The sequence below is a fragment of the Verrucosispora sp. SN26_14.1 genome, from assembly GCF_004307965.1.
GTDB lineage: Bacteria > Actinomycetota > Actinomycetes > Mycobacteriales > Micromonosporaceae > Micromonospora.
The window spans coordinates 1-22,309 of record NZ_SISL01000050.1; the positions used below are offsets into that span (position 1 = coordinate 1).

22 protein-coding genes and 1 tRNA gene are annotated in these 22,309 nt (G+C 71.9%); 11 read left to right on the plus strand and 12 right to left on the minus strand.

The features are described from left to right. Positions 1-741 precede the first annotated feature (741 nt). From EYA84_RS07755 to EYA84_RS07775, 5 genes are all read right to left on the minus strand, one after another. Positions 742-1,455, minus strand: coding sequence for a CDP-alcohol phosphatidyltransferase family protein (locus EYA84_RS07755; RefSeq protein ID WP_131052342.1), 714 nt, complete (start codon positions 1,453-1,455; stop codon positions 742-744). After that, positions 1,439-2,506: an iron-containing alcohol dehydrogenase family protein gene (locus EYA84_RS07760; protein ID WP_131052343.1), complete on the minus strand. Its 1,068-nt coding sequence runs from the start codon at positions 2,504-2,506 to the stop codon at positions 1,439-1,441. Before EYA84_RS07760 ends, EYA84_RS07755 begins: the two co-directional genes overlap by 17 nt. Next, positions 2,494-3,225: a sugar phosphate nucleotidyltransferase gene (locus tag EYA84_RS07765; protein ID WP_131052363.1), complete on the minus strand. Its 732-nt coding sequence runs from the start codon at positions 3,223-3,225 to the stop codon at positions 2,494-2,496. Before EYA84_RS07765 ends, EYA84_RS07760 begins: the two co-directional genes overlap by 13 nt. A 73-nt stretch (positions 3,226-3,298) precedes the next feature. Then, entirely contained in the window at positions 3,299-4,066 is a 768-nt protein-coding gene (locus EYA84_RS07770) for a hypothetical protein (protein ID WP_131052344.1), read from the minus strand. Continuing rightward, positions 4,063-4,512 carry an NUDIX domain-containing protein gene (locus tag EYA84_RS07775; RefSeq protein WP_131052345.1) on the minus strand — a complete coding sequence of 150 codons (450 nt, stop codon included), beginning with the start codon at positions 4,510-4,512 and terminating at the stop codon, positions 4,063-4,065. Before EYA84_RS07775 ends, EYA84_RS07770 begins: the two co-directional genes overlap by 4 nt. A 137-nt stretch (positions 4,513-4,649) precedes the next feature. On the opposite strand from EYA84_RS07775, the gene EYA84_RS07780 reads away from it, so the two are divergent. From EYA84_RS07780 to corA, 3 genes are all read left to right on the plus strand, one after another. After that, positions 4,650-5,144 (plus strand): ester cyclase, encoded by a 495-nt coding sequence (locus tag EYA84_RS07780; protein ID WP_131052346.1) that lies wholly within the window; start codon positions 4,650-4,652, stop codon positions 5,142-5,144. Between the two features lie 146 nt (positions 5,145-5,290). Then, complete coding sequence (locus tag EYA84_RS07785; protein ID WP_131052347.1) at positions 5,291-6,385, plus strand: PLP-dependent aminotransferase family protein; 1,095 nt, start codon at positions 5,291-5,293, stop codon at positions 6,383-6,385. Between the two features lie 470 nt (positions 6,386-6,855). Next, positions 6,856-7,914 carry a magnesium/cobalt transporter CorA gene (gene corA / locus EYA84_RS07790; RefSeq protein WP_387264509.1) on the plus strand — a complete coding sequence of 353 codons (1,059 nt, stop codon included), beginning with the start codon at positions 6,856-6,858 and terminating at the stop codon, positions 7,912-7,914. 54 nt (positions 7,915-7,968) lie between these two features. On the opposite strand, the gene EYA84_RS07795 is transcribed toward corA, so the two are convergent. Next, positions 7,969-8,784 (minus strand): hypothetical protein, encoded by an 816-nt coding sequence (locus EYA84_RS07795; protein WP_131052349.1) that lies wholly within the window; start codon positions 8,782-8,784, stop codon positions 7,969-7,971. Positions 8,785-8,843: 59 nt separating this feature from the next. On the opposite strand from EYA84_RS07795, the gene EYA84_RS07800 reads away from it, so the two are divergent. Then, a complete protein-coding gene (locus EYA84_RS07800) occupies positions 8,844-9,374 on the plus strand; it encodes a peptidylprolyl isomerase (RefSeq protein WP_131052350.1) in 531 nt (176 codons plus the stop codon). 143 nt (positions 9,375-9,517) lie between these two features. Then, the gene (locus EYA84_RS07805) at positions 9,518-10,429 is read left to right on the plus strand and encodes a rhomboid family intramembrane serine protease (RefSeq protein WP_131052351.1); all 912 of its coding nucleotides are present in this window, start codon (positions 9,518-9,520) and stop codon (positions 10,427-10,429) included. A gap of 4 nt (positions 10,430-10,433) precedes the next feature. On the opposite strand, the gene EYA84_RS07810 is transcribed toward EYA84_RS07805, so the two are convergent. Next, positions 10,434-10,868, minus strand: coding sequence for a PH domain-containing protein (locus EYA84_RS07810; protein ID WP_131052352.1), 435 nt, complete (start codon positions 10,866-10,868; stop codon positions 10,434-10,436). Between the two features lie 112 nt (positions 10,869-10,980). On the opposite strand from EYA84_RS07810, the gene EYA84_RS07815 reads away from it, so the two are divergent. From EYA84_RS07815 to EYA84_RS07825, 3 genes are all read left to right on the plus strand, one after another. Then, the gene (locus tag EYA84_RS07815; protein ID WP_131052353.1) at positions 10,981-12,153 is read left to right on the plus strand and encodes an acetyl-CoA C-acyltransferase; all 1,173 of its coding nucleotides are present in this window, start codon (positions 10,981-10,983) and stop codon (positions 12,151-12,153) included. A 56-nt stretch (positions 12,154-12,209) separates the two neighbouring features. Then, entirely contained in the window at positions 12,210-13,208 is a 999-nt protein-coding gene (locus EYA84_RS07820; protein ID WP_131052354.1) for a phosphotransferase, read from the plus strand. Positions 13,209-13,324: 116 nt separating this feature from the next. Then, positions 13,325-13,837, plus strand: coding sequence for a hypothetical protein (locus EYA84_RS07825; protein WP_131052355.1), 513 nt, complete (start codon positions 13,325-13,327; stop codon positions 13,835-13,837). A 104-nt stretch (positions 13,838-13,941) separates the two neighbouring features. Here the strand turns inward: EYA84_RS07825 and EYA84_RS07830 are convergent, their stop codons facing one another. Both EYA84_RS07830 and EYA84_RS07835 read right to left on the minus strand, forming a co-directional pair. Continuing rightward, positions 13,942-15,540 (minus strand): ricin-type beta-trefoil lectin domain protein, encoded by a 1,599-nt coding sequence (locus EYA84_RS07830; protein ID WP_131052356.1) that lies wholly within the window; start codon positions 15,538-15,540, stop codon positions 13,942-13,944. A gap of 173 nt (positions 15,541-15,713) precedes the next feature. Further along, positions 15,714-17,951, minus strand: a complete 2,238-nt coding sequence (locus tag EYA84_RS07835; RefSeq protein WP_131052357.1) for a glycosyltransferase family 39 protein — start codon at positions 17,949-17,951, stop codon at positions 15,714-15,716. A 125-nt stretch (positions 17,952-18,076) separates the two neighbouring features. Between EYA84_RS07835 and EYA84_RS07840 the strand changes: the two genes are divergently transcribed. Then, complete coding sequence (locus EYA84_RS07840) at positions 18,077-18,784, plus strand: glycosyltransferase family 2 protein (RefSeq protein ID WP_131052358.1); 708 nt, start codon at positions 18,077-18,079, stop codon at positions 18,782-18,784. A gap of 36 nt (positions 18,785-18,820) precedes the next feature. Here the strand turns inward: EYA84_RS07840 and EYA84_RS07845 are convergent, their stop codons facing one another. Next, the gene (locus EYA84_RS07845) at positions 18,821-19,711 is read right to left on the minus strand and encodes a transketolase family protein (protein ID WP_131052359.1); all 891 of its coding nucleotides are present in this window, start codon (positions 19,709-19,711) and stop codon (positions 18,821-18,823) included. Between the two features lie 2 nt (positions 19,712-19,713). Beyond that, the gene (locus EYA84_RS07850; RefSeq protein ID WP_131052360.1) at positions 19,714-20,439 is read right to left on the minus strand and encodes a transketolase; all 726 of its coding nucleotides are present in this window, start codon (positions 20,437-20,439) and stop codon (positions 19,714-19,716) included. A 46-nt stretch (positions 20,440-20,485) separates the two neighbouring features. On the opposite strand from EYA84_RS07850, the gene soxR reads away from it, so the two are divergent. After that, a complete protein-coding gene (gene soxR / locus EYA84_RS07855) occupies positions 20,486-20,959 on the plus strand; it encodes a redox-sensitive transcriptional activator SoxR (protein ID WP_131052361.1) in 474 nt (157 codons plus the stop codon). On the opposite strand, the gene EYA84_RS07860 is transcribed toward soxR, so the two are convergent. Further along, positions 20,952-21,929 carry an NAD(P)H-quinone oxidoreductase gene (locus EYA84_RS07860; RefSeq protein WP_131052362.1) on the minus strand — a complete coding sequence of 326 codons (978 nt, stop codon included), beginning with the start codon at positions 21,927-21,929 and terminating at the stop codon, positions 20,952-20,954. The genes soxR and EYA84_RS07860 overlap by 8 nt on opposite strands. Positions 21,930-22,121: 192 nt before the next feature. On the opposite strand from EYA84_RS07860, the gene EYA84_RS07865 reads away from it, so the two are divergent. Continuing rightward, positions 22,122-22,208, plus strand: a tRNA-Ser gene (locus EYA84_RS07865). The last annotated feature ends 101 nt before the right edge of the window (positions 22,209-22,309 follow it).

Sequence of the window (22,309 nt, forward strand, 5' to 3'; positions counted from 1 at the left end):
CCGCCGCCGGAGCCGCCGCCCTGGCCGGGCCCGCCCGCGCCCGCTACGACCGCACCTTCCACCCCGAGGTGGTCACCAAGCGCCTCATCGACGTGTACGCGTCCCTCCGCTGACCCCCGACACCCCCGTCCCCTCCCAAACGCCGCCCGTCACCTCGCACCCCATCCCACGTGCCTCGCGCGTCCTCCATCCTCCCTGTCCCGCCTTGTCCCCCGTGCCTCGCCTACCCCACGTGCCTCGCCTACCCCACGTGCCTCGCGTCGCATGCTCCGCGCCTCGTGCGTCGATCATGGAGTTGTGGCTTCCGACTCATCCAGTCTTGCGCCTTTTGTGAGCGCCACAACTCCATGATCGACGAGTCGAGCCTGCCCAGCGCGGGAGTGGATGGAGTGCTGCCGCGTGCTCATCGACTCCCCTCTACAGCGACCAGCGGAACCTGTCGTGATGAGCGCCCGGTAGCCACTCGATCCGGGATCGAGTGCCTACTGCGGTGCTTCGATGCCACTCGATCCTGGATCGAGCACGATCTTGGGAAGTGGGGCACGCAGGGAGCAGGGCGCGCAGGGAGCGGGGGGCGCTAGGCACAGTCGGGGTGGGCTCGGCACGGGTCCCGGCGGCAGCGGCCCGGCGGCAGCCGTCAGGCGGTCCGTCGGCAGGCAGCGCTAATCCGGGCAGGCTGCGTTAATCGGGGACCCCTGCTATGCACGAGGCGTTAATAAGGTGCCCTTCCTTGCATGTCGGTTAGAGGGAGGCGCGGGCGGAGAAGGCGATGCTGGCGAGCAGGAAGCCGCCGTTCACCACGGTGAAGGCGACCACGACCCAGAAGACGAGCGCCGGAGCGAAGGCCAGCACCAGGGCGGCTACGAAGATCACTGCGCCGTAGTCGCGGACCAGCTTCACCAGGCGGACCGGCAGGCTGGTGGAGGTGACCATGCTGGCGGCGTTCGGGCCGGACTGCATCACCGAGGTCACCAGGTTGACCATCCAGGTGCCGGCGAAGGCCGCCACCAACCACACGGGCGTCGACGGCACCTGCGCCACGGCGGTCGCGGAGAGCGCGGCGACCAGGGCGATCTGGGCCGCCACGTCGCAGAGCACGTCGACCCGGGCCCCGGCCGCGCTGCCCTGACCGGTCACCCGGGCGAGCTGTCCGTCGGCGCAGTCCAGGGCGTACGCGATCTGCCAGCCGAGGAGCGCGAGCAGCCCGACGACCCAGGAGGGTACGTCACCGGCGGCGACCGGACCGGCGAGCGCGACCACGGTGACCGAGGTGGCCAGACCGAGTACCAGGTTGGTGATGGTCAGCGCGGTGGGGCGGAGTCCGAGCCGCTGGGCGACCAGCGCGAAGACGGCGCCGATCCACTGGCTTACGGACTCGCTGAACAGACCACCACCCCGGTTCACCCGGTGGAAGTCGGCGACCGTGGGGTGGGACGGTTCAGCCAAGGTGCTCACGGAGGGCGTCAACGTAGTCTCCCAGCCGGGTCCGGACGTCGTCAGCGGACAACGCGAGGTGTTCGAGGATGGTGTAGCGGTCCGGTCGGGTACGCGGCGCGAAGGCGACCGCCTCGACGAACTGCTCGTCGGTGAGGCCCAGCTCGTCGGGCCGGACGGCCAGGCCGTGCCGGTGCAGGCAGGTGCTGAGCTGACCGAAGCGTTCCAGGTCGCCCCGGAGGAAGGTGCAGAACAACGCGCCCAGGCCGACCTGTTCGCCGTGCGAGCCGGTGCCCGGGTAGAGGTGGTCGATGGCGTGCGAGATCTCGTGGTCGCCGCCGCTGGCCGGGCGGCTGGAGCCGCAGATCGACATGGAGATCCCGCCGAGGATGAGTGCCTCGGCCAGCGTGGTCAGGAAGGCGTCGTCGGTGATCTTGCCGGGATGGTTGACCAGGGCTTCGGCACCGGTCCGGGCGAGCGTCACGGCGAGCCCGTCGATCGGCTCGTCGCGTACCCGGTGGGCCAGTTCCCAGTCGGCGCAGGCGCTCAGGTTGCTCACCGCGTCGCCGATGCCGGCCTGGGTCTGCCGGTCCGGCCCGTTCTCCACGAAGTCGAGGTCGACCAGGACGGCGATCGGGATGTGCACGCCGTACGAGCCCTTGCCGCCCTCGTGGGTCAGCGACGCCACCGGGGAGGCGATGCCGTCGTTGGCGAGGCTCGTCGCCACGGTGACCATCGGGATGGCGTAACGGGTGGCGGCGTACTTGGCGGTGTCGATGGTCTTGCCGCCGCCGATGCCGACGACCGCGTCGTAGTGCCGGCGCCGGAGCTGGTCGCCAAGCTCCTGCGCGGAGTCGACGGTGCCGCCGGTCACCGTGAAGATGTCGGCCGAGCCCAGTGAGGGCCGGCACAGGTCGGCGATCTTCTCGCCCTGTCCGGGGCCGACCACCACCGCGACGTCGCCACCGCCGGAGATCCGCCGGTCGGCCAGCAGCACGCCGAGGTTGGCCACCGCCCCTCGGCGGACCTCGATCGACAGCGGTGTGGTGACGGTGCGCGCTAGTAACGGCACGCGATCTCCCGCGCCCGGGCCAGGTCGTCGTGGTTGTCGACCTCCACCCAGGACACGTCACCGATCGGTGCGGCGCGTACCTCGCCACCCCGCTCGGCGAACTCCTGGTATCCGTCCTCGTAGTACAGGTTCGGGTCGCGCCGCCAGGTCGCCTCCAGCGCGTCGGCGAGCGCTCCGGCCACCTGCGGCTCGATCAGCGTCGCGCCGATGTACTCGCCGTACGCGTCGGCCGGGTCCATCAGCTTGGTGATCCGGGTGAGCTGGCCGGCGGCGTCGAAGGTGGTCTTCATCTCCTCCTCCGCCAGCGGCTTGAGGGTGTCGACCGCGAGCAGCACGCCGGGCCCGCGCTCGGCCAGCAGCGTCTTCTCGATGCTCACCGGGTGCACGGTGTCGCCGTTGACCAGCAGTACGCCCCGGGCGAACCAGTCGCGGGCCAGCCAGAGCGAGTACGCGTTGTTCCACTCCTCGGCCTTGTCGTTGTGCACGAGGGTGAGCGTCACTCCGTGGCGGCGTTCCAGGTCGGCCTGGCGTTCGCGGACGGTGTCCGCCGCGTAGCCGACTACCACGACGACGTCGGTCAGCCCCACCTCGGCGAGGTTGCGCAGCGCGATGTCGAGGATGGTGATCTCGCCGTCCACCGGGACCAGCGCCTTGGGCAGCGTGTCCGTGTACGGGCGCAGTCGGCGCCCGGCCCCGGCCGCCAGCACCATCCCGACCATGCCGACATCAGTCCCTGTTCTCACGGCGTTCACCGAAGGAGGATAGCGCCGCGCGTCGACCGGCTGTCGGGGGTCAGCCGGGCAGGGCCGCCAGGTCGGCGAGGAAGGTCAGTCGCTCCTCGGCGGTCAGCGCCGTGTACGGGCCGGCTGCCCGCCGGTCGGTCTCCAGCTCGATGGCCTGCCACTGCGCCCCGTCGATCAGTTCGGCGATGCTCGACGGGGTGTGTCCGGCGGCCGTCCAGGCGTCGGTGTGCGCGTCGGCCCGGTGGTACCGCAGCGTGCCGAGCCGGTTGAGCAGCAACACGCCCGACGGGGTGCCGTCCGGCTCGTACGGTGGGGCGACCGCGTCGAATGCGCCGGGGCTGGGCACCGGCTCGTCGCCTCGGGGCGCCAGGGCAGCCGTCAGCAGCCGCCCGGCGGTCTCGGTCAGCCGCTGCACCCGGTCGTCGTGGCCGGCCCAGAGTTCCTCGGTCACCTCGGCGTGCACCTGGTACAGCTCGGCCAGGAACGCCGTGCCGCGTTCGGTGGCGGTGAGTCCGCCGTCCGGTCGCCGGTGGATCATCCCGTACGCGACGTGCCGGTCCAGCGCCCGTTGACAGGCGATCGGGTCCCGGTACCGGGTGATCGCGGCGAATCCGGCACCGTCGACCGTGCCACCGGCAGCCAGGCGGGTCCGCATCTCCACCAGGAAGCTGGTGGCGGGCATGCCGCCGTACCGCTGGCTCAGTTCCGCTCCGCCGCCGTCCTGACCGGCCTGCATCGCCGCGCGGACGACCCGGTCGAGGACGGGGGCGACCAGCGCCACGTACCGGTGCGCGGCGAGCCCGACGCTGTCGCTCACGAACCGGTCGGACCCAGGAGTTCGAAGGCCTGTTCGGCGATCCGCCGGATCAGTCCGTCGTTGACGTCGCGGTCCTCGTCGAGCAGGTCGAGGTCGGCCGGGCCGAGCCAGCGGTACTCGGTGTGCTTGCCGACCTCCAGGACCGGTGCCGTCAGGTCGCCGTCGACCCGGACGAGCCAGTCGCTCTCGATCCGGGCCAGGCCGTCGTCGCCGACGTACCGGTACTCGCCGACCTGCGCGATGATCTCCGAGACCCGCCAGCCGGTCTCCTCGGTGACCTCCCGGCGCAGTGCCTGTTCGAAGGTCTCGCCGGGTTCGAGGTGCCCGCCGACGATGTCCCAGCTGTTCGGGAACAGGCGGCGGTGCGGCGAGCGGCGTTGGAAGAAGATGCGCCCGGCGGGGTCGACGATCAGCGCTCCGGCGCAGCGCAGCGGCTCGGTGGACACCTGAAGAACAGTAGCCGCCGGTGCCGAGCTGCGGCGATGTCCGCTCGGGCGGACTTGTCCGCTGGTGTGGACCGGCCGGACCGGGGGTATGGATTCGGTGCGGGCGCGGGCCGAGACGCGCACGCGAGGAGGTCGACATGCGCGGCGCGGACCAGTTGGTCGAGCAGCAGTACGCCATGCTCCTGCGACGGGACGTGGCCAGACTCCCCGACCTGTACGCCCCGGACGGGTACTACGCGATGCCCGGCGTGACGGTCCGGCCGGTGGAGTTGCCCGCCCTGCTGCGTACCTGGACGGGTGCCTTCCCCGACCTGCGGCTCGACGTGCTGGGTTCGGTGCGTACGGCCGGCGGGGCAGCGGTCGAGCAGCGGCTCACCGGCACTCACACCGGTGTGCTGCACACCCCGTTCGGCACGGTGGCCCCCACCGGACGCACCGTCTCCTGGGAGGTGGTGGACATGGTCCGGGTACGCCGGGGCCGCATCGCCGCCTGGCGGTCCTACTTCGACTGGGGACAGTTGATGGCCCTGCTCGGCCTGCAGGTGGCCGGAGTGTCCCGGCGACCGGCACCGGACCGGTCGCCTCTCGACGAGCCCGTGTCCTTCGGCGCGCCCCGGGCGGTTGCCGCCTGATCGGTCGTCCGGCCTGACCTGGTACGCGGTCGGCTCGCCGGGGTGGACGCCCGGTCCGCACCGGTTCACCCGACTCGGTGGCTCAGGATGCGGACATCGCCGTGCCGTACGCGTTCACCCGGCCGCCGCCCGTACGCTGAACAGCCATGACCGCCGAGCAGCTGATCTCCTTTGCCCGTGGCGCCCCCTCTCTGGACATCGTCGATGTCGAAGGGCTCAAGGCCGCCGCCGTCCGTGCGTTCGACGCCGATCCCGCCGGGGTGACCGCGTACGGCACCTCCGTCGGCTATCTGCCGTTGCGCCAGTGGGTCGCGGAGAAGCACGGGGTCACGGCCGAGCAGGTGCTGATCACCAACGGTTCGTTGCAGGCGGACGCCTTCCTCTTCGACCACCTGGTCCGCTCGGGTGACGCGGTGGTGGTGGAGCGGCCGACCTACGACCGGACTCTGCTCAACCTGCAGCAGATGGGTGCCGAGGTGCACGGCGTCACCATCCAGCCGGACGGCCTGGACACCGCCGAGCTGCGCAAGCTGCTGGAGTCCGGGGTGCGGCCGCGCCTGGCGCACGTGATCCCGAACTACCAGAACCCGGCCGGCGTGACGCTCTCCGAGGGCAAGCGGCGTGAGCTGCTCGACCTGGCGGCCGAGTACGGCTTCACCATCTTCGAGGACGACCCGTACGCGGACGTCCGGTTCCGGGGCGAGCCGCTGCCGTCGATGCTGTCGATGGACACCCGGGACGTGGTGGTGCACGCCTCCAGCTTCACCAAGACGGTCTGCCCCGGCGTCCGGGTCGGTTACCTGGTCGGTCCGGCCGACCTGATCGCCGACATCGCGAAGAAGGCCACGAACCTCTACATCTCGCCGGGCATGGTGGCGCAGGCGATCGTGCACCAGTTCTGCGTCTCCGGCGACATCGCCCGCTCCATCGAGACGGTCCGGGCGGCGCTCGGCGAGCGGGCCGGGGCGTTGGCCGAGGCGCTGCGGCGGCACATCCCCGAGGCCCGTTTCGTGGAGCCGGACGGCGGCTACTTCCTCTGGGTCGAGCTGCCCGAGGACGTCCTCGTCGACAAGCTCGCCCCGGCGGCGGCCGAGCGCGGCGTCGCGGTGGTCAAGGGCAGCGACTTCGTGGTGGACGGTGGCCGGCACGCACTCCGCCTGGCGTACTCGGCGGTGACCGCCGACCGCATCGACGAGGGCGTCCGGCGGCTGGCCGAGGCGATGGAGGCCGTTCGGGGGTGAAAATCTGTCGGGTTTCCGACAGAACGGCGATACCGGCGTGCCCGGGACTCCCGCTGTGGCGGCTGGCGGCCCACAATGCTGCGAGCGTCCTACACCACATGTAGTGCAGGTCACGCCGGTTCCGGCCGGCGTGACGCCGACGTCGCGGTGCGGCCCGGCCGCCCTCGGTGTGGTGTGACGCGGCCAGCACAACCCCCCGCCCCAACGGCGCCGGGCGGGCCGGATCGCCCCCTCACCCCCCGATGCGATCCGGTCCGTCCGGCGCCACCCCTCCGCCGCCGCGCCACCGCCATGATCGGTACGGCGGCGTACCCTGCAAGCCGCAGCCGAGCGCGGACGGGGGCGTGATGACGGAGCGGATGCAGCGGGAGGGCACTGCCCCCACCGGTCGCGACCAGACCGACCCCCAGCCGGTTCCACCGCCGCTAGCCCGGTCGCCGCGAGCCCGCGCCTGGTCGCCGGTACGCGCGGTGACCCGCCGGCTCAACCCGGACGGGTCCCAGCGGGTGGAGGCCCCGGCGGGTCCCCGGCGGAGCGCGGTGGTCGACTGCGCGCTCTATCTCGACGGGCGACGCCAGGGCGGTGACTGCGGCTACGCCGAGGCGTTCGCCGAGGCGCGGCGAGCCGAGAACGGCTTCGTCTGGCTCGGCCTGCACGAGCCGGAGCTGGCCGAGATGAGCGAGATCGCCGCCACCTACGGGCTGCACGAGCTGGCCGTGGAGGACGCGGTCAAGGCACACCAGCGGCCCAAGCTGGAGCGCTTCGGCGAGGTCAGCTTCCTGGTGCTGCGCACCGCGCGCTACTGCGAGCACACCGAGCTGACCGAGAAGACCGACGTGGTGGAGACCGGGCAGGTGATGCTCTTCATCGGCCCGCACTTCCTGATCAGCGTCCGCCACGGGGACGCCTGCCGTCTGGCGCCGGTCCGCGAGGAGCTGGAGGCCCGGCGGGAGCTGCTGCTGCACGGTCCCTGGGCGGTCGCGTACGCGATCACCGACCGGGTCGTCGACCTGTATCTGGAGGTCGCCGACCAGCTTGAGGACGACATGGACGTGCTGGAGACGGAGGTCTTCGACCGGCAGGCCAGCGGCCGGATCCAGCGGATCTATCAGATGAAGCGGGAGCTGGTGGAGTTCAAGCGGGCGGTGATGCCGTTGCAGCGGCCGTTGCTCGCGCTCACCGCCCAGATGAACCGCGAGGTGCCCAAGGAGGTCCGCCGCTACTTCCGCGACGTGCAGGACCACCTCAGCCGCACCGTCGAGCAGGTCAACTCGTACGACGACCTGTTGAACTCGATCCTGCAGGCCCGACTGGCCCAGGTGACCGTCGACCAGAACAACGACATGCGCAAGATCGCCGCCTGGGCCGCCATCGCGGCGGTGTGGACGGCGATCGCCGGGATATACGGCATGAACTTCGAGTTCATGCCCGAGTTGAAGATCGTGTACGGCTATCCGGTGGTGCTGGCGTTGATGCTCACCATCTCGCTGACGCTCTACCGATGGTTCCGCCGTAACGACTGGCTCTGAACCCGCAGCCCGCCCGCCCCGCCGAGGTGGCGGGGCGGAGGCGGGACCGCGAAATCAGGCGCGCCCGTTGGACTTGCTGGGCGCCTTGCTCAGGGCGGTGGTCAGGTCGTCGGCGGGACGACCGCTGGTGGTCCGTGCACCCTCGGCGACCGACGGCACCTTGTCCGTCGGCGTCACCGGGGACGGCTTCGGCGGCGCGGTGGTCGACGCGCTGTCACCGGAGACCACTGCCGAGCTGCCGGCTCCGGTCGACGCCTTCGCGACGCCCGACGGGGCGGCCGTACGCACCTCGATGGTCTCCACCTCCTCGTGCATCGGCTCCAGCGCGGTGGTCGCGTCGTACTCGGTCCACTCCTGCTGTTCGCGGTGACGTCGCAGGGCGATCGCACCGGCCAGCCCGGCCACGACGCCGGCGGCGAGCATCCCGGCCAGCATGGTCCCGCTGCGGCGGGACTTCTTCCGCTTCATCTTCTTCATGTTCTTCGCCTTGACCTTCCTGGCGGCCGCGGCCTGCTTGGCGACGACCTTCTTGCCCGAGGCGGCCCGACCGGCGGCCTCGGCCTGTGCGTGGCGCACGGCCAGCGCCAGCGGTGCCATCGCGGCGGCCGTGGTGGCGAGGCCACTCGCGGCACGGTCCCGGACCAGCATCGCGGTCGGTGCCACCGCGTCACGCGCCGTCTGGACGCGCGGGCCGACAGTGGACCCGGCTCCCTTCGCCGCGTGCGTGGCGGCGAGCCTCAGGTGACCGATCCCCTGGTTGAGCTCGGCCCGGGCCAACTGCCCCTCAGTCCTGCGGCGCCCGATTCCAAACACGGTCCCACCTCCTGGGAGTTGCTTCGTCTCATCCTCCACCTTCGGATGCCTCCGCATGTCCAGATCGGGCACATGGGAGGATCCGCAAGGAACTGACCAACGAGTAAGGAGTACCCGTGGCCGAGGCTGTCTACGCCACCTTGCACACCAACGCCGGCCCGATCCGGCTGGAACTCTTCCCGAACCACGCGCCGAAGACGGTGCGCAACTTCGTCGACCTGGCCGAGGGCACGCGTGAGTACACCGACCCGCGGACCGGCAAGCCGGGCAACAGCCCGTACTACGACGGCACCATCTCGCACCGCGTGATCAGCGGCTTCATGGTCCAGATGGGGGACCCGACCGGAACCGGTCGCGGTGGTCCGGGTTACACCTTCGCCGACGAGTTCCACCCGGAGCTGCGTTTCGACCGGCCGTACCTGCTGGCGATGGCGAACGCCGGGCCCGGCACCAACGGTTCGCAGTTCTTCATCACGGTCGCGCCGACCCCGCACCTGAACAACCGGCACACCATCTTCGGTGCGGTGGCCGACGAGCAGTCCGCGAAGGTGATCGACTCGATCGCCAACACGCCGACCGGTCCGAGCGACCGGCCGCTGCAGGACGTGGTCATCGAGCGCGTCGAGATCGAGCGGCAGCCGGCCTGACACCGGCCGCCACAGGTGGTGCCCGCCGCCCGGGCCTGGGCGCGGCGGGCACCGACCGGCCGTACGGTCGCCTGACCCGTCCGATCGGTGGGCCGAGGTACCTTTGCTCGCATGACTGAGCGCTCGGGCACCTGGGGCACCCGGTGAGCGAATCCCCGCCGACCACCCCGGTCTGTTATCGCCATCCGGGCCGGGAGACGTACGTCCGGTGCACCCGGTGCGACCGGTCGATCTGCCCGGACTGCATGAACGAGGCGTCGGTCGGGTTCCAGTGCCCGGAGTGCGTGGCGCAGGGACGTCGGAGCGTACGCCCGGCGCGCACCGCCTTCGGTGGTGGCGAGACCGGTCGGCTCGGGTACGTGACCAAGACGCTGATCGGCATCAACCTCGTGGTGATGCTGATCTCCATCGCCTCGGACCGGGGCGGGGACGCGGCGGCCGGCGGCACCGGTTTCGGCGGTCTGCTCGGCGGGAGCACCCCGTTGACCGAGTGGGGTGCGGTGCTCGGTCGGGCGATGTTCCTCGACGGCAGCATCGGCGGCGTCGCCGAGGGCCAGTGGTATCGCCTGGTCACCGCGATGTTCCTGCACTACGGCGTGGTGCACCTGCTGCTCAACATGTGGGCGCTCTGGGTCCTCGGTCGCTCGCTGGAGGCGGTGCTCGGGCCACTGCGCTTCATCGCGCTCTACTTCATCGCCGGTTTCGGCGGCAACGTCGCCGTGTACGTGTTCAGCGCGCCCAACCAGATGTCGGCCGGTGCCTCGACGGCCATCTTCGGCCTCTTCGCGGCGACCTTCGTGATCATGCGGCGGCTGGGTCGGGACACCTCGGCCATCGTGCCGATCCTGGTGATCAACCTGATCTTCACGTTCACCGTGCCGCAGATCTCGATCGCCGGTCACCTGGGCGGTCTGGTCTTCGGCGCGCTGATGGCGCTGGTGCTGGCGTACGCACCCCGGTCCCACCGGACGCTGGTGCAGGCGACCGGTGGCGCGTTCTTGCTGGTGGTGCTGCTGGTGCTGGCCCTGTTCCGCACCTTCACCCTGCTCGGCTGAGGGGTCAGGCGGTCGTCGGGCGGGCGGCCCGCAGAGCGTCGGCCACCTCGTCGGGGTCGGCGTCGAGGTCCTGCCGGGTGAACAGGTGCAGCGACTCGCCGGCGTCGATCTCCAACACCGGCCCGCTCCCCCCGCGCCCGGCTCGGCGGTTCACCTCGATGGTCTCGATCGTCGACCAGGGCAGGTGCCGTCGCGCGGTCCACCACCCCGTCGGCACGGTGACGCCGTCCGGTGCGACGGCGAGACGGACCGGTGCGACCAGGTCCCGTACGCCCCAGGCGGCGAGGGCCGCGCCGGCCAGCACGCCGAGTGCCGGCCGGAGCAGGTCACCGTCGGCGAGCAGCAGTCCCAGGGCCAGTACGCCGACCGCGCCGGCCAGCTTGAGGATCGGCAGGGCGGGGCGTACCCGCCACTGGCGGGCGACCGTCTCGAACGTCACCCGACCAGCATGCCAGCGCGGCGGGTGACCGGCATGCCGGTGCCCACGGGCGGCGACGTCGCCGGGACGGCGGCGTAGGATCGGGAGCAGCCCAAGTTACCGGGGAGTAGACATGAGTGACGCGGTTATCGTCGGCGCGGTGCGTACCCCGGTCGGGCGGCGCAAGGGCAGCCTGGCCACGGTGCACCCGGTGGACCTGTCGGCACACGTGCTGCGCGCCCTCGCCGAACGCACCGGCATCGACCCGACGCTCGTCGACGACGTGGTCTGGGGCTGCGTCTCCCAGGTCGGCGAGCAGTCGTGGAACGTCGCGCGCAACGCCGTGCTCGCGGCCGGCTGGCCCGAGTCGGTGCCCGGCACCACGGTGGACCGGCAGTGCGGCTCCAGCCAGCAGGCCCTGCACTTCGCCGCCGCCACCGTGCTCTCCGGGCAGGCCGACCTGGTGGTGGCCGGCGGTGTCGAGTCGATGACCCGGGTCCCGATGGGGTCCAGCGCGGCGGGCGGACTGCCGTTCAGCGGCCAGATCCTGGCCCGCTACCAAGGCGTCGAAGGGGTCGCGGAGGACTCGGCGCTGCCGTTCAACCAGGGCGTCGGTGCGGAGCTGATCGCCCGCCGCTGGCGGTTGTCCCGGACCCAGCTCGACGAGTTCGCGTTGGCCAGCCACGAGAAGGCCGCCGCCGCCCAGGACGCCGGGGCGTTCGAGGCCGAACTGGCCCCGGTGCCGCTGGCCGACGGCGGTAAGTTCACCGCTGACGAGGGCATCCGCCGGAACACCTCGCTGGAGAAGCTCGGCGAACTGGCCACCCCGTTCCACCCGGAGGGCGTGGTCACCGCCGGCTCGGCCTCGCAGATCTCCGACGGCGCGGCGGCGCTCGCCGTCACCACCAGCGAGTGGGCCAGCCGGCACGGCCTGCGTCCGCTGGCCCGGGTGCACACCGCCGTGGTCGCCGCCGACGACCCGGTCACCATGCTCACCGCGCCGATCCCGGCCACCGCGAAGGCGCTGCGCCGCGCGGGGCTGGGCATCGAGGAGATCGGGGTGTACGAGGTGAACGAGGCGTTCGCCCCGGTGCCGCTGGCCTGGTTGGCGGAGACCGAGGCGGACCCGGAGCGGCTCAACCCGCGGGGTGGTGCCATCGCGCTGGGGCACCCGCTCGGCGGGTCCGGTGCCCGGATCATGACGACGATGCTCGCCCACATGCGCGACAACGGGGTGCGTTACGGCCTCCAGACCATGTGCGAGGGCGGCGGGATGGCCAACGCCACCATCGTCGAGCTGCTCTGACCCGTACGCCGTAAAACCCGTCGCGGGCCGACTCCGGCGGAGGTTAGCGTGCCCTCGTGACCGCCGCGACCGCATCGCACACCGACTGGGACGACCGCACGTGGCGCGCCGCCGCGTGGGAATGGGTGGCCGAGGCGCTCGCCCGCACCGGGCAGCGGATCACCGGCCCGGTCGAGCCGCGCGTCCGGCCGTGGGCGTTGATCTGGCGGGTGCCGACCGACGCCGGTGACGTGTGGTTCAAGGCGAACGCGGCGGGGACCGGCTTCGAGACGGCACTGTCCGCCGCGCTGGCCCGGCTGGCGCCCGGACGGGTGCTCGACCCGATCGCGGTGGACACCCGGCGGCGCTGGGCGCTGTGGCCGCACGGCGGCGCGACGCTACGTGAGGCGCTGGCCGGCGCGCCGGACCCGGCCCGGTGGGAACGGATCCTGCCCGAGTACGCCGAGCTGCAACGGGCCACCGCCGCGCACGTCGACGAACTGCTCGCCCTCGGCGTACCCGATCATCGGCCGGCGGCGTTGCCGGCGCATCTCACGGAGTTGCTCGACGACGACGCGGCTCTGCTGCTGGACACCCCGGACGGGCTCACCACCGAGGCGCGTGACCGGTTGCGGTCCCTGCTGCCGGAGTACGCGCAGCGGTGCCGGTTGCTGGCCGACGGCCTGATCGGGCCCACTGTCCAGCACGACGACCTGCACGACGGGAACGTCTTCGCGACCGGCGACGGCCACCGGTTCTTCGACTGGGGTGACGCGTCGGTGGCGCACCCGTTCGGCACGCTGCTGGTGACGCTGCGATCGGTCGCGTACGTCAGCGGTCTCGACGCCGGGGACCCGGCGCTGGATCGGCTGCGCGACGCGTACCTGGAGCCGTGGACGGATCGCGGTGACCGGTCGACCCTGCTCCGGCTCGCCGAGGTCGCGGCCGGGGTGACGATGGTCAGCCGGGCGCTGTCCTGGCGTCGGGCGTTGGACACCACCGACCCGAGGCGCGCCGAGTTCGCCGCCAGCGTGCCCGGCTGGCTGGACGAACTGCTGGTCACCGAGTTCGCCTGAGCCGGTCACGGGACGCCCGCCGAGGGGCTCGGCGGGGCTGCAAGACGTAACGTGGAATTTGCAAAAAGCATGTCCGTGAGCCACGTCACCCAGCGAACATCGTCGTTGGGCACGTCATGGACGTCTTCTCCCGAACGTTCCTCCCGGCCGCCTCCGAGGCCGGCCTGGCGGTGCAGACCGCCACGCGCCACATGCCGGTGTTCCGTCGCTGTGTGGGTTCCGGCGACGCCACCATCCTGGTCACCCGGTGCAGCCGACCCGATCGGCCGATGTCCGGGGACTACCTTCTCCTACTCACCCACCGGCGGCTGGTGGTGACCCGGCAGACGCCGGTGCTGCACCGCCTGCGGCTGCACCTCAACGCCGAACTGCGCGAGCTGAGCCACGTCACCTGGAGCCCCGACCCACGGCTGCACTCGGTGGAGCTGGCCGCCACCGCGATCGACGGGATCCGTGAGCGGTTCCTGGTCCGCACCCAGTTCCCGAAGCAGGTGTGGCAGCTCGACGCGCTGCTCAACCACGCCTTCCGCACCCGGGTGCGCAGTGCGCTGCCCCGGGTCGTGGCCACCGTCGCCGAGACGCCCACCGCCGTCCGACCGACCACGCTGCATCCCGCCGTCGCCCGCTGACGCCCGACGGTCCGCTGCTGCGGTGCCGGCCCGGTACCGGCGTGCCGGTCACGAGCGGGGAGCGGCCGTCCGTCGACGGCCGCTCCCTCGTCACCGGTGCGGGATCAGTAGACCCGCGATCCGATGAAGTCGTCGCGGCCGTACCCGACGGGGTTGGCGAACGACCGCGACTCGAACGACCACTGCTGCCGTGAACTGCTCGAACAGGTGGCCAGCCGCAGTCGGGGCGTACCCAGCAGCGGATTGTCGAAGGCCAGGCAGAGGTTGGTGTTGCCGGCGGCCCGGAGTTGGTTGCCGGCGAGCACGAACCGCTGGTTGACGCCGCCGTGGCAGTCGTGGACGTTCACCGTCGTGCCCGAGCTCAGGGTGCCACCCGAGACGTCCAGGCAGCGGTCGTGGGACAGCTCGGAGTGCAGCGACTGCCGGGCCTGGTCGTACCAGAAGCCCTGGTTGCGTCCGCCGTGGCAGCGGTACGACTGCTGTGCGGTGCCGTTGCGGGAGTCGTAGCCCTTGCCGTCGACGCAGGTGCCGGTGGCCGCGTTGCGGAGCTGCCGGAACTCCATCAGCCCGGACTGGAGCACGCCGTTGCCGGTGCTGGCCGGGTCGACGCAGGTGCCCCGTTCCTGGCCGGCGGCATAGAACTGCGTGATGCACTGGGCGAACATGCCGTGGCCCCGGTAGTTGGGGTGGAAGGACTGGCGGGCCGCGTTCTCGTCCCAGACGCCGAGTTCGATGTAGAGACCCCGGACGGAGGTGCTGTCGGTGCACACCTCGTGCCCGTGGAAGAGGCGGCTCGCGTCGAGATAGCGGGTGCCGGTGTTGGCGGCGGCGGCCCGGAGCGCCGACTCGAACATCGGTACCGCCTTGTTCCGGGCGAACGCGGCGTCGGCCAGATAGAGCAGGCAGCCGCCCGCGTACCAGCCCGGGAAGTTCGGGTTGTCCTCGACGTCGGGGCTGGCCGGGCTGGAGTACGACATCAGCACCAGCTCGTAGTCGGAACGCAGGTAGCCGGCCCCGGTCATGGTCCGGCGGATGTCGGTCAACGCCTCCTCGACGGCGCGCCGGCTGCCGTCGGTGCGGACGGTCCACTGGTCGGTGTACGTCGGCCAGCAGGGGCCCTGGAACAGCACCCGGCGCAGCGCGCAGTCGGTGGCGACCGGGCCGAACTGGATCGTGCCGTCGCCGTTGGCCCCGGCCACCACCCAGATCAGCTTGATGTTCGTGTTGCGGGCCTTGATCGCCAGGTGGTCACCCTGGTTCAGCTCGTTGTGCTGGGTCGGGCCGCCGGACACCAGGTTCCACGGAGTGGCACCCGAGCAGGCGATGTTGTACCGCTCGTCGGCGGTGATGCCGGTCCGGAACACCGCCTGGTCGTAGGAGCGGTCACACCAGTTGCCCGGCTGGTGGGTGCCGGGCACGTAGTTGCCCACCCCTTCGCCGGAGATCTGGCTGTCGCCCATGGTGAGCAGGGCGGTACGCCGTTGGTCGAGTGGGCGGACGGCGGCGGAGCCGTAGAGCGCGGTGGCCTCGGCGGCGCGGATGGTCTCCAGGTGGGCGGGGAGCGGCTGGACGGTGGGACGGTCGGCCGCCGCGGCGGGGGTCGCGGTGGCGAGCATCGGCAGGACGAGAGCGGTGGCGAGGACGGCGGCCTGGACGAGCCGCCGTCGATGCGTCCGGTCACGCCTGGTAGGGGTACCAGACATCGACGCACTCCTTCCGGGTCGATCGCGGGACGTCGATCGAGTTACCGGACGGTAGCGCCTGCCGCGTACCTATGTGAATGCCTCTCGGAATACTTGCGCGCAGCGTCGAACCGGGCCAATGGGGCAGGTCGTGGCCGGTCGGGCAGTGTCGCCCGAGGTCGGCGGCGTGCCGCTCAGCGGTCTGTCGGCACCGCGTAACCCACGTACTCCCGGAACTCGAAGCGCCAGCCGGGCGGCACGAGATCGGCGCAGAGCCGGCGGCTGCCGGTGCAGACGATCGCGTCCATCGCCGCCGGGTCGGCCGCCGGGCGGTCATCCAGCACCGACTGGAGCGCGAGCAACTCCGGTGCTCCGCCGTCGGCGTCCCGCAACAGCAGCCACCAGGGGTACTCCCAGTCGTCGTTGCGCTGGGACAGCCCGATCCGACGGGCGTCGGCGGCGCGCACCGCATCGGCCGCCCAGCGGTACTCCTCGGCCCAGTGCGGACGTCGCAGGAAGCGGCTCTCCCAGTCGGAGGTGGTGAAGACCGACCCCTCGCCGACCAGCCGGCGCGGGAAGCCGTACGACACCGCGAGCACACCGGCCAGCGCGCAGGTGGCCAGCACCGTCACCGCGAGCGTCGCGGCGATCGGCCGCCGGGCGCTCCGCCCGTCACCGGCACTCCGCCCGTTACCGGCGTTGCGGTGTGCCCGCCGCAGCACGGCGTCGAGCCAGAGCCCGGCCAGCGGCACCGAGGCGGCCAGGGCGTAGAGGATCAGCCGGTTGCCCCAGGGCTGCCACTTGATCGTCGCGGTGTGCAGCACCACCGCGACCACCACCACCAGTACGTACGCGCGCAGCGCCCCGGCCGTCTCCGGGCTGATCCGCGCCGGACGGCGCAGTGCCGCCACGGCACCGATCAGCACCAGCGCGCCGGCCAGCGGGAAGGCCACCCGGTCCTCGTCCGGATACCAGGACGGCACCGGGAAGACCTCCCGCCCGAACGTGATAGCCCGGTCCTGCGGGTCCACCCCGATCAGGTCGGCCACGCCGATGATCACCGCAGCGGAGGCGTCCCGGAGCGGGGTCAGCGGGGTGTCCAGCGCGGTGTGTCCGATACGGAGCGCGTTCACCACCACCGACAGCGGGTCGTGCCGTTCCATCGGCACCGACTCACGCAGCCGCTCCGGCCCGAGTGGATGGCCGAACTCGGCGTACACCCGGCCCAGGAAGGGGCCGACCACGGTGACGGCGACCAGCAGGATCAGCGCCGAGGCGCCGACCGTCCGGGCGGTCGGGGCGGCCGGGAGCCGACGCTCCGCGCCCGGCCGGTCACGGTACGCCAGGCGGAGCTGGCCCAGTCCCCAGAGCACCAGCAGCGGGCCGACCGCGAGCAGGCCACTGGTCTTGGTCACGGCGGTCAGTCCGGTGGCCGCCCCGAGCGCGAGCAACTCACCGAAGCCGGCGCGGTGACGCAGCCCGTCCAGTGCGAGCGTGGCCGTGCACACCACCCATGCGGCGCAGACCAGGTCGGTCTGGGTGCTGGTCGCCTGGAGCGTCACCATCGGCGTGGTGGCCAGGACGAAGACGGTGAGCAACTGGGCCCGGCGGGCGCCGCCGAGCTGCGCGGTCACCCGGGCGACCGCGATCAGGCAGAGCACCCCGGCGGCCCACTGCACCAGGTGGTGAAGCGCGTCGCCACCGGTGAAGAGGCGTAGGTGCAGCAGCAGGTACTCGGCACCCGGCGGGATGGTGACCTGCCGGTGGATCGCGGTCGCCCAGAGCGACAGGTCGCCCTGCGCCACCCAACGCTCCACCTTGGGCAGGTGGTAGGTCTGCGAGTCGAAGTTGTTCGGCGCGGCCAGCAGGGCGATCAGCAGCTCGACCAGGACCAGCCCGGCGACCGTACCGGCCAGCAACCGCTCGCCGCGACTCGCCGTACGCCAGAAATCGGTGACCGACGCCCGCCAGCCCACCTCCGTCGCCGGGTCCTCCGGGCCGGACACGGTCGCCGGGTCGACGGTGGCGATCGTGCCGGTCGCGGTCGAGGTCGGGGTCTCCGACGCTCCGGCGAGGACACTCGCCGAGGACGACGCGGCCGGACGCCCACCGACCGACCCGCTCCCGCCCTCGGAGACACGCCGATCCGCCACCCGGCCGGTCGTGGTGGCCGCCCGCCGTCGCGCGGCGGCGATCCCGGCACCCGCGAGGAAGAGGAGCCACGCCGCCCCGAACGCGGGCGCGGCCAGCATCCCCAGTGCACCCAGCACCTCGACGGTCAGCACCGCGAAGGCGCCGACGGCGAGACTCGCTCGGATCACCGCAAGCCGTCGTGGCGCGGTGTGGCGTACGGACCGTGGCCGCAGCGCCACCGACAGCAGGACGACGGCGGCGACGGGGGCGAGGACGAACGGGAAGCCGGCGGCCGACATGGCCGGAAGTAAACACCATCGGACTGAGTGCCCGTTGGTCGATCTCCTGAGGCGGTCGCCACCACAGGACCGACCTGCCGGGGCTACGCTATGGCCGACATACTGCCGCCCTCGTGGAGATTCCCGTGAAGCTGTCGATCCTCATGCCGGTCTACAACGAGGAGGAACGCATCGCGGACGCCCTCAAGCAGGCGTTGGCGGTCGAGTACCCGTGTGAGATCGAACTCGTGGTGGTCGATGACGGCAGCCGCGACGGCACCGGGGAGATCCTGGGCCGGGCCGACGACGCGCGTCTGCGCGTGATCACGCACCAGCGCAACGCGGGCAAGGGCGCAGCCATCCGGACGGCGGTCGCCAGCGCCGAGGGTGAGTACATGGTCATCCTCGACGCGGACCTGGAGTACGACCCGCAGGACATCCCCAAGCTGCTCGCCCCGGTGCTCGACGGCCGGGCGACCGTGGTCTACGGAAATCGGACCTTCGGCAGCCACAGCGCCTACAGCTTCTGGTACGTGATGGGCAACAAGGGCGTCACCATGGCGGCCAACGTGATGTTCAACTCCTACATCGGCGACCTGGAGACCTGCTTCAAGCTGATGCCGGTGGCGCTCTACCGCTCGCTGGACGTGCGTTCCCGGGGCTTCGGCATGGAGGCCGAGGTGACCGGCAAACTGCTGCGCCGCCGGATCCGGCCGTACGAGGTGCCGATCAGTTACCGGGCCCGGGGCCGCGAGGAGGGCAAGAAGATCACCTGGCGGGACGGTGTCGAGGCGATCTGGATCCTCGGCCGTGAGCGGACCCGCCGTCGCCCCGGGAGCGGCTCCGCCGCCTGACGCGGCAGCCCGGTCGAGGACGACGACGGGCAGCTCTCAGACCAGAGCCGGGGACAGGAACCCGGTCAACGCGCGGTGCAGGCCCGCCGCGTCCAGTCCGTGCCAACGGGTGTGGTCGTCGGCCGAGCCGTAGCGGCGTAGCTCGTCGCGTCCCACACCGAGTGCGAGGAGCCGGTGCGGCCGGTCCGCCAGTGCCGCCGTGACCACCCGGGTCGAGGTGCCCGCCAGGTAGGGCTCGACCAGGATCACCTCGGTCCCGGCGAGCGCCCGCAGGCCGGTGGTGTCGAACGGGCGCGGCCGGTGGGTGTACGCTACCGTGACCGGCAGGTCCGCTGCGGCTGCCAGCGCCGCGTCCAGCACCGGCCCGACCGCGACCAGCAGCGGTGCACCCGGTCCGGCGTCGCGGACCACCACCAGCTCGCCGTCACCGGCGTACGGCCGTGCGTTCCGCGACGTCGACAACCGCAGGTACGCCGACGCGTCCCCGGCGACCGTGGCGCGCAGCAGACCGGGCACCTCCGCCTGGTGCCCCGGCACGTGCACCGTCCAGCCGGAGAGGGTGTCGAAGAGCGCGACGTCGGCCGGGCTCAGGTGGGTGCGCCCGGCCGCCGCCCGGTCGTACGACGCGCCCACGCTGACCAGCACCGCGTGTGCCGCCTGGTGGTCGAGGTCGAGCTTGATCTGCTCGTACGCCCGCTCCACCAGGAACGGCGCGTAGCTGTGCACGATCGGCCGTAACCCGGTCAGCGCCAGCCCACCGGCCACCCCGAGCATCAACTGCTCCCGGATGCCGACGTTGAGCACCCGGTCGGGGTGTCGTCGGGCGGCGGGGGAGAACGCGTCGGCGGAGATGTCGGCGAGCACCAGCGCGGTACGCGGATCCTCGGCAAGGAGTTGCGTGGTGGTCTCGATGAAGCTGTCCCGCATGGCTACTCCCCGCTCTCGACGACCGCGACGACGACGTGCGGCCGGGGTCCGTGGTGCCCGGTCAGGGCGGTGTGCAGCGCGTCGTGGTCCCGTCCGTCGACCGTGGCGGCGGTCCACCCGTTCACCGTGAAACGGGTGGCCACGCCACCGGGCCAGCCGTGTGTGGCGGAGGAGTTGTCGACCACGATCGCGGTCAGGTTGGGCAGACCGGTCCCGCCCGCGTACGCGATCGCCTCGTGGTTCGATCCCTCGTCCAGCTCGGCGTCACCGAGCAGGACGTACACCCGGGTGTCGAGCAGTCCCTGGGCGCGCAGCCCGAGCGCGGTCCCGACGGCCAGGCCGAGACCGTGCCCGAGCGAACCGGAGCCGATCTCGACTCCGGGGACCAGCGTCCGGTCCGGGTGGTCGCCGAGCCGGCTGTCCGGCCCGCCCTGGTCGTCCAGCCAGTCGAGCGGCACGAACCCCTTGGCGGCGAGCACCGCGTAGTAACCGGCGACCGCGTGTCCCTTGGAGAGCAGGAAACGATCACGAGCCGGGTCGTCGACAGTGTCCGGGGTGATCCGGAGGACCCGGTCGTAGAGCACCCAGAGCACGTCGACGGTCGAGTGGACGTTGGCACCGAATACGCGGCCGGCGCGGATCCGTTCCAGCAGCGGAGCGACCGGCGAACGGCCGTCGAGCGGCGCGGCGGCCTCGGCGACCCGGGCGGTGGTGGCGAGAGTAGTCATGCGGATACTCTGCAAGTTGAAGTTAGGTTCAATTCAAGGCGGTGTGATGCAGGAAGCCCTCACCATCGGTCAGCTCGCCGATCGCAGCGGCGTGGCACAGTCGGCTCTGCGCTACTACGAGCGGATGGGGCTGATCCGCGCCGACCGCACCGGCGGCAACCAGCGTCGCTACCATCGGAGCGAACTGCGCCGGGTGGCGTTCATCCGGATCTCGCAGCAGGTCGGCATCTCGCTGGACGAGATCCGGGCCGCGCTCGACTCGCTGCCCGCCTCCCGGACGCCGACCGCCGAGGACTGGACCCAGCTCTCCACCGCGTGGCGCGACCGGCTGGACGAGAAGATCAGGCTGCTCGCCAAGCTCCGCGACGATCTCGACGGTTGCGTCGGCTGTGGGTGCCTCTCGCTCCAACGCTGCGCGCTCAACAACCTCGACGACCGGCTCGGCGCCGAGGGCCCCGGCCCCCGACTCGCGCTGCCGAACACGCCGGCGTGTCAGACGTCGCTGCCGGCGCCTAGCTGACGGTGAGCAGCACCTTGCCGAGGTGCTCGTTCGACTCGACCAGCCGGTGCGCCTGGGCCACCTCCGTGATCGGCAGCCGCCGGTCCACGACCGGGCGGACCCGGTCCGCCTCGACCAGCGGCCAGACCTCGTCGCGTACCCCCTGCACGATGGCGGCCTTCTGGTCCAGCGGGCGGGCCCGCAGCGCGGTGGCCGCCACCGTGCCCCGCTTGGCCAGCAGCGCGCCGAGGTCCAGCTCGGTCTTGCGGCCACCCTGCATGCCGATCACCACCAGCCGCCCGTCCGGCGCCAGCGCGGCCACGTTCCGGCCGAGGTAGGACGCGCCCATGATGTCGAGTACGACGTCCGCGCCCCGTCCGTCGGTGACCCGCCGGACCTCCTCGACGAAATCCTGCTCCCGGTAGTCGACCAGGTGGACCGCGCCCAGCTCACGCAGCCGGGGATGCTTCGCCGCCCGCGCGGTCGCCACCACCGTGGCCCCGAGCGCGGTGCCGAGCTGGATCGCGAACGTGCCGATGCCGCTGCCGCCACCGTGCACCAGCAGCGTCTCGCCCGCCGACAGCCGGGCCACCTGCACCACGTTCGACCAGACCGTGCACGCCACCTCGGGCAGCGCGGCAGCGTCGACCAGGTCGACCCCCGCCGGCACCGGCAGCAGCTGCCCCGCCGGCACGGCCACCCGCTCCGCGTACCCGCCGCCGGCCAGTAACGCACAGACCTCGTCACCGACCCGCCATCCGCTGACGTCCGCGCCGGTGGCGCTCACCACACCCGAACATTCCAGTCCCGGGTACGCGGGCGCACCCGGCGGCGGCGGATAGTGCCCCTGCCGTTGCAGCAGATCGGCCCGGTTCACCGCCGTGGCCCGTACGTCGACGATCACCTCGTCCGGTCCCGGCTCCGGGTCGGGCACCTCGTCCCAGCTCAGCACCTCCGGCCCACCGGGCTCGGCAATCACGATCGCGCGCATAGCCCAGTCTTACCCGATCGACGTGCTGTTCCACGCCCTGGCCGCCCCCTGGCCGGCGAAATTCGGGCCGGCGGAGCACAGTGGAGTCGCGTGACCGACCGCCGCGACGGCCACGCGGTCGGGGGTGGCTCGCCCCTTCGCCGATCTGCCGGACGTGGCAGACTGTGCACGGCCGCGCCGTGCGTGGCACCGGGAGGGTTCGCCTAGTGGCCGATGGCGCTGGTCTTGAAAACCGGTAAGGCAGCGATGTCTTCGTGGGTTCGAATCCCACACCCTCCGCTCACCCTCCACCCGCGCGCTCATTCGGACCCGCACCCGTCCACGCGCCCGCACCCGTCCACGCGCCCGCACCCGTCCACGCGCCCGCACCCGTCCACGCG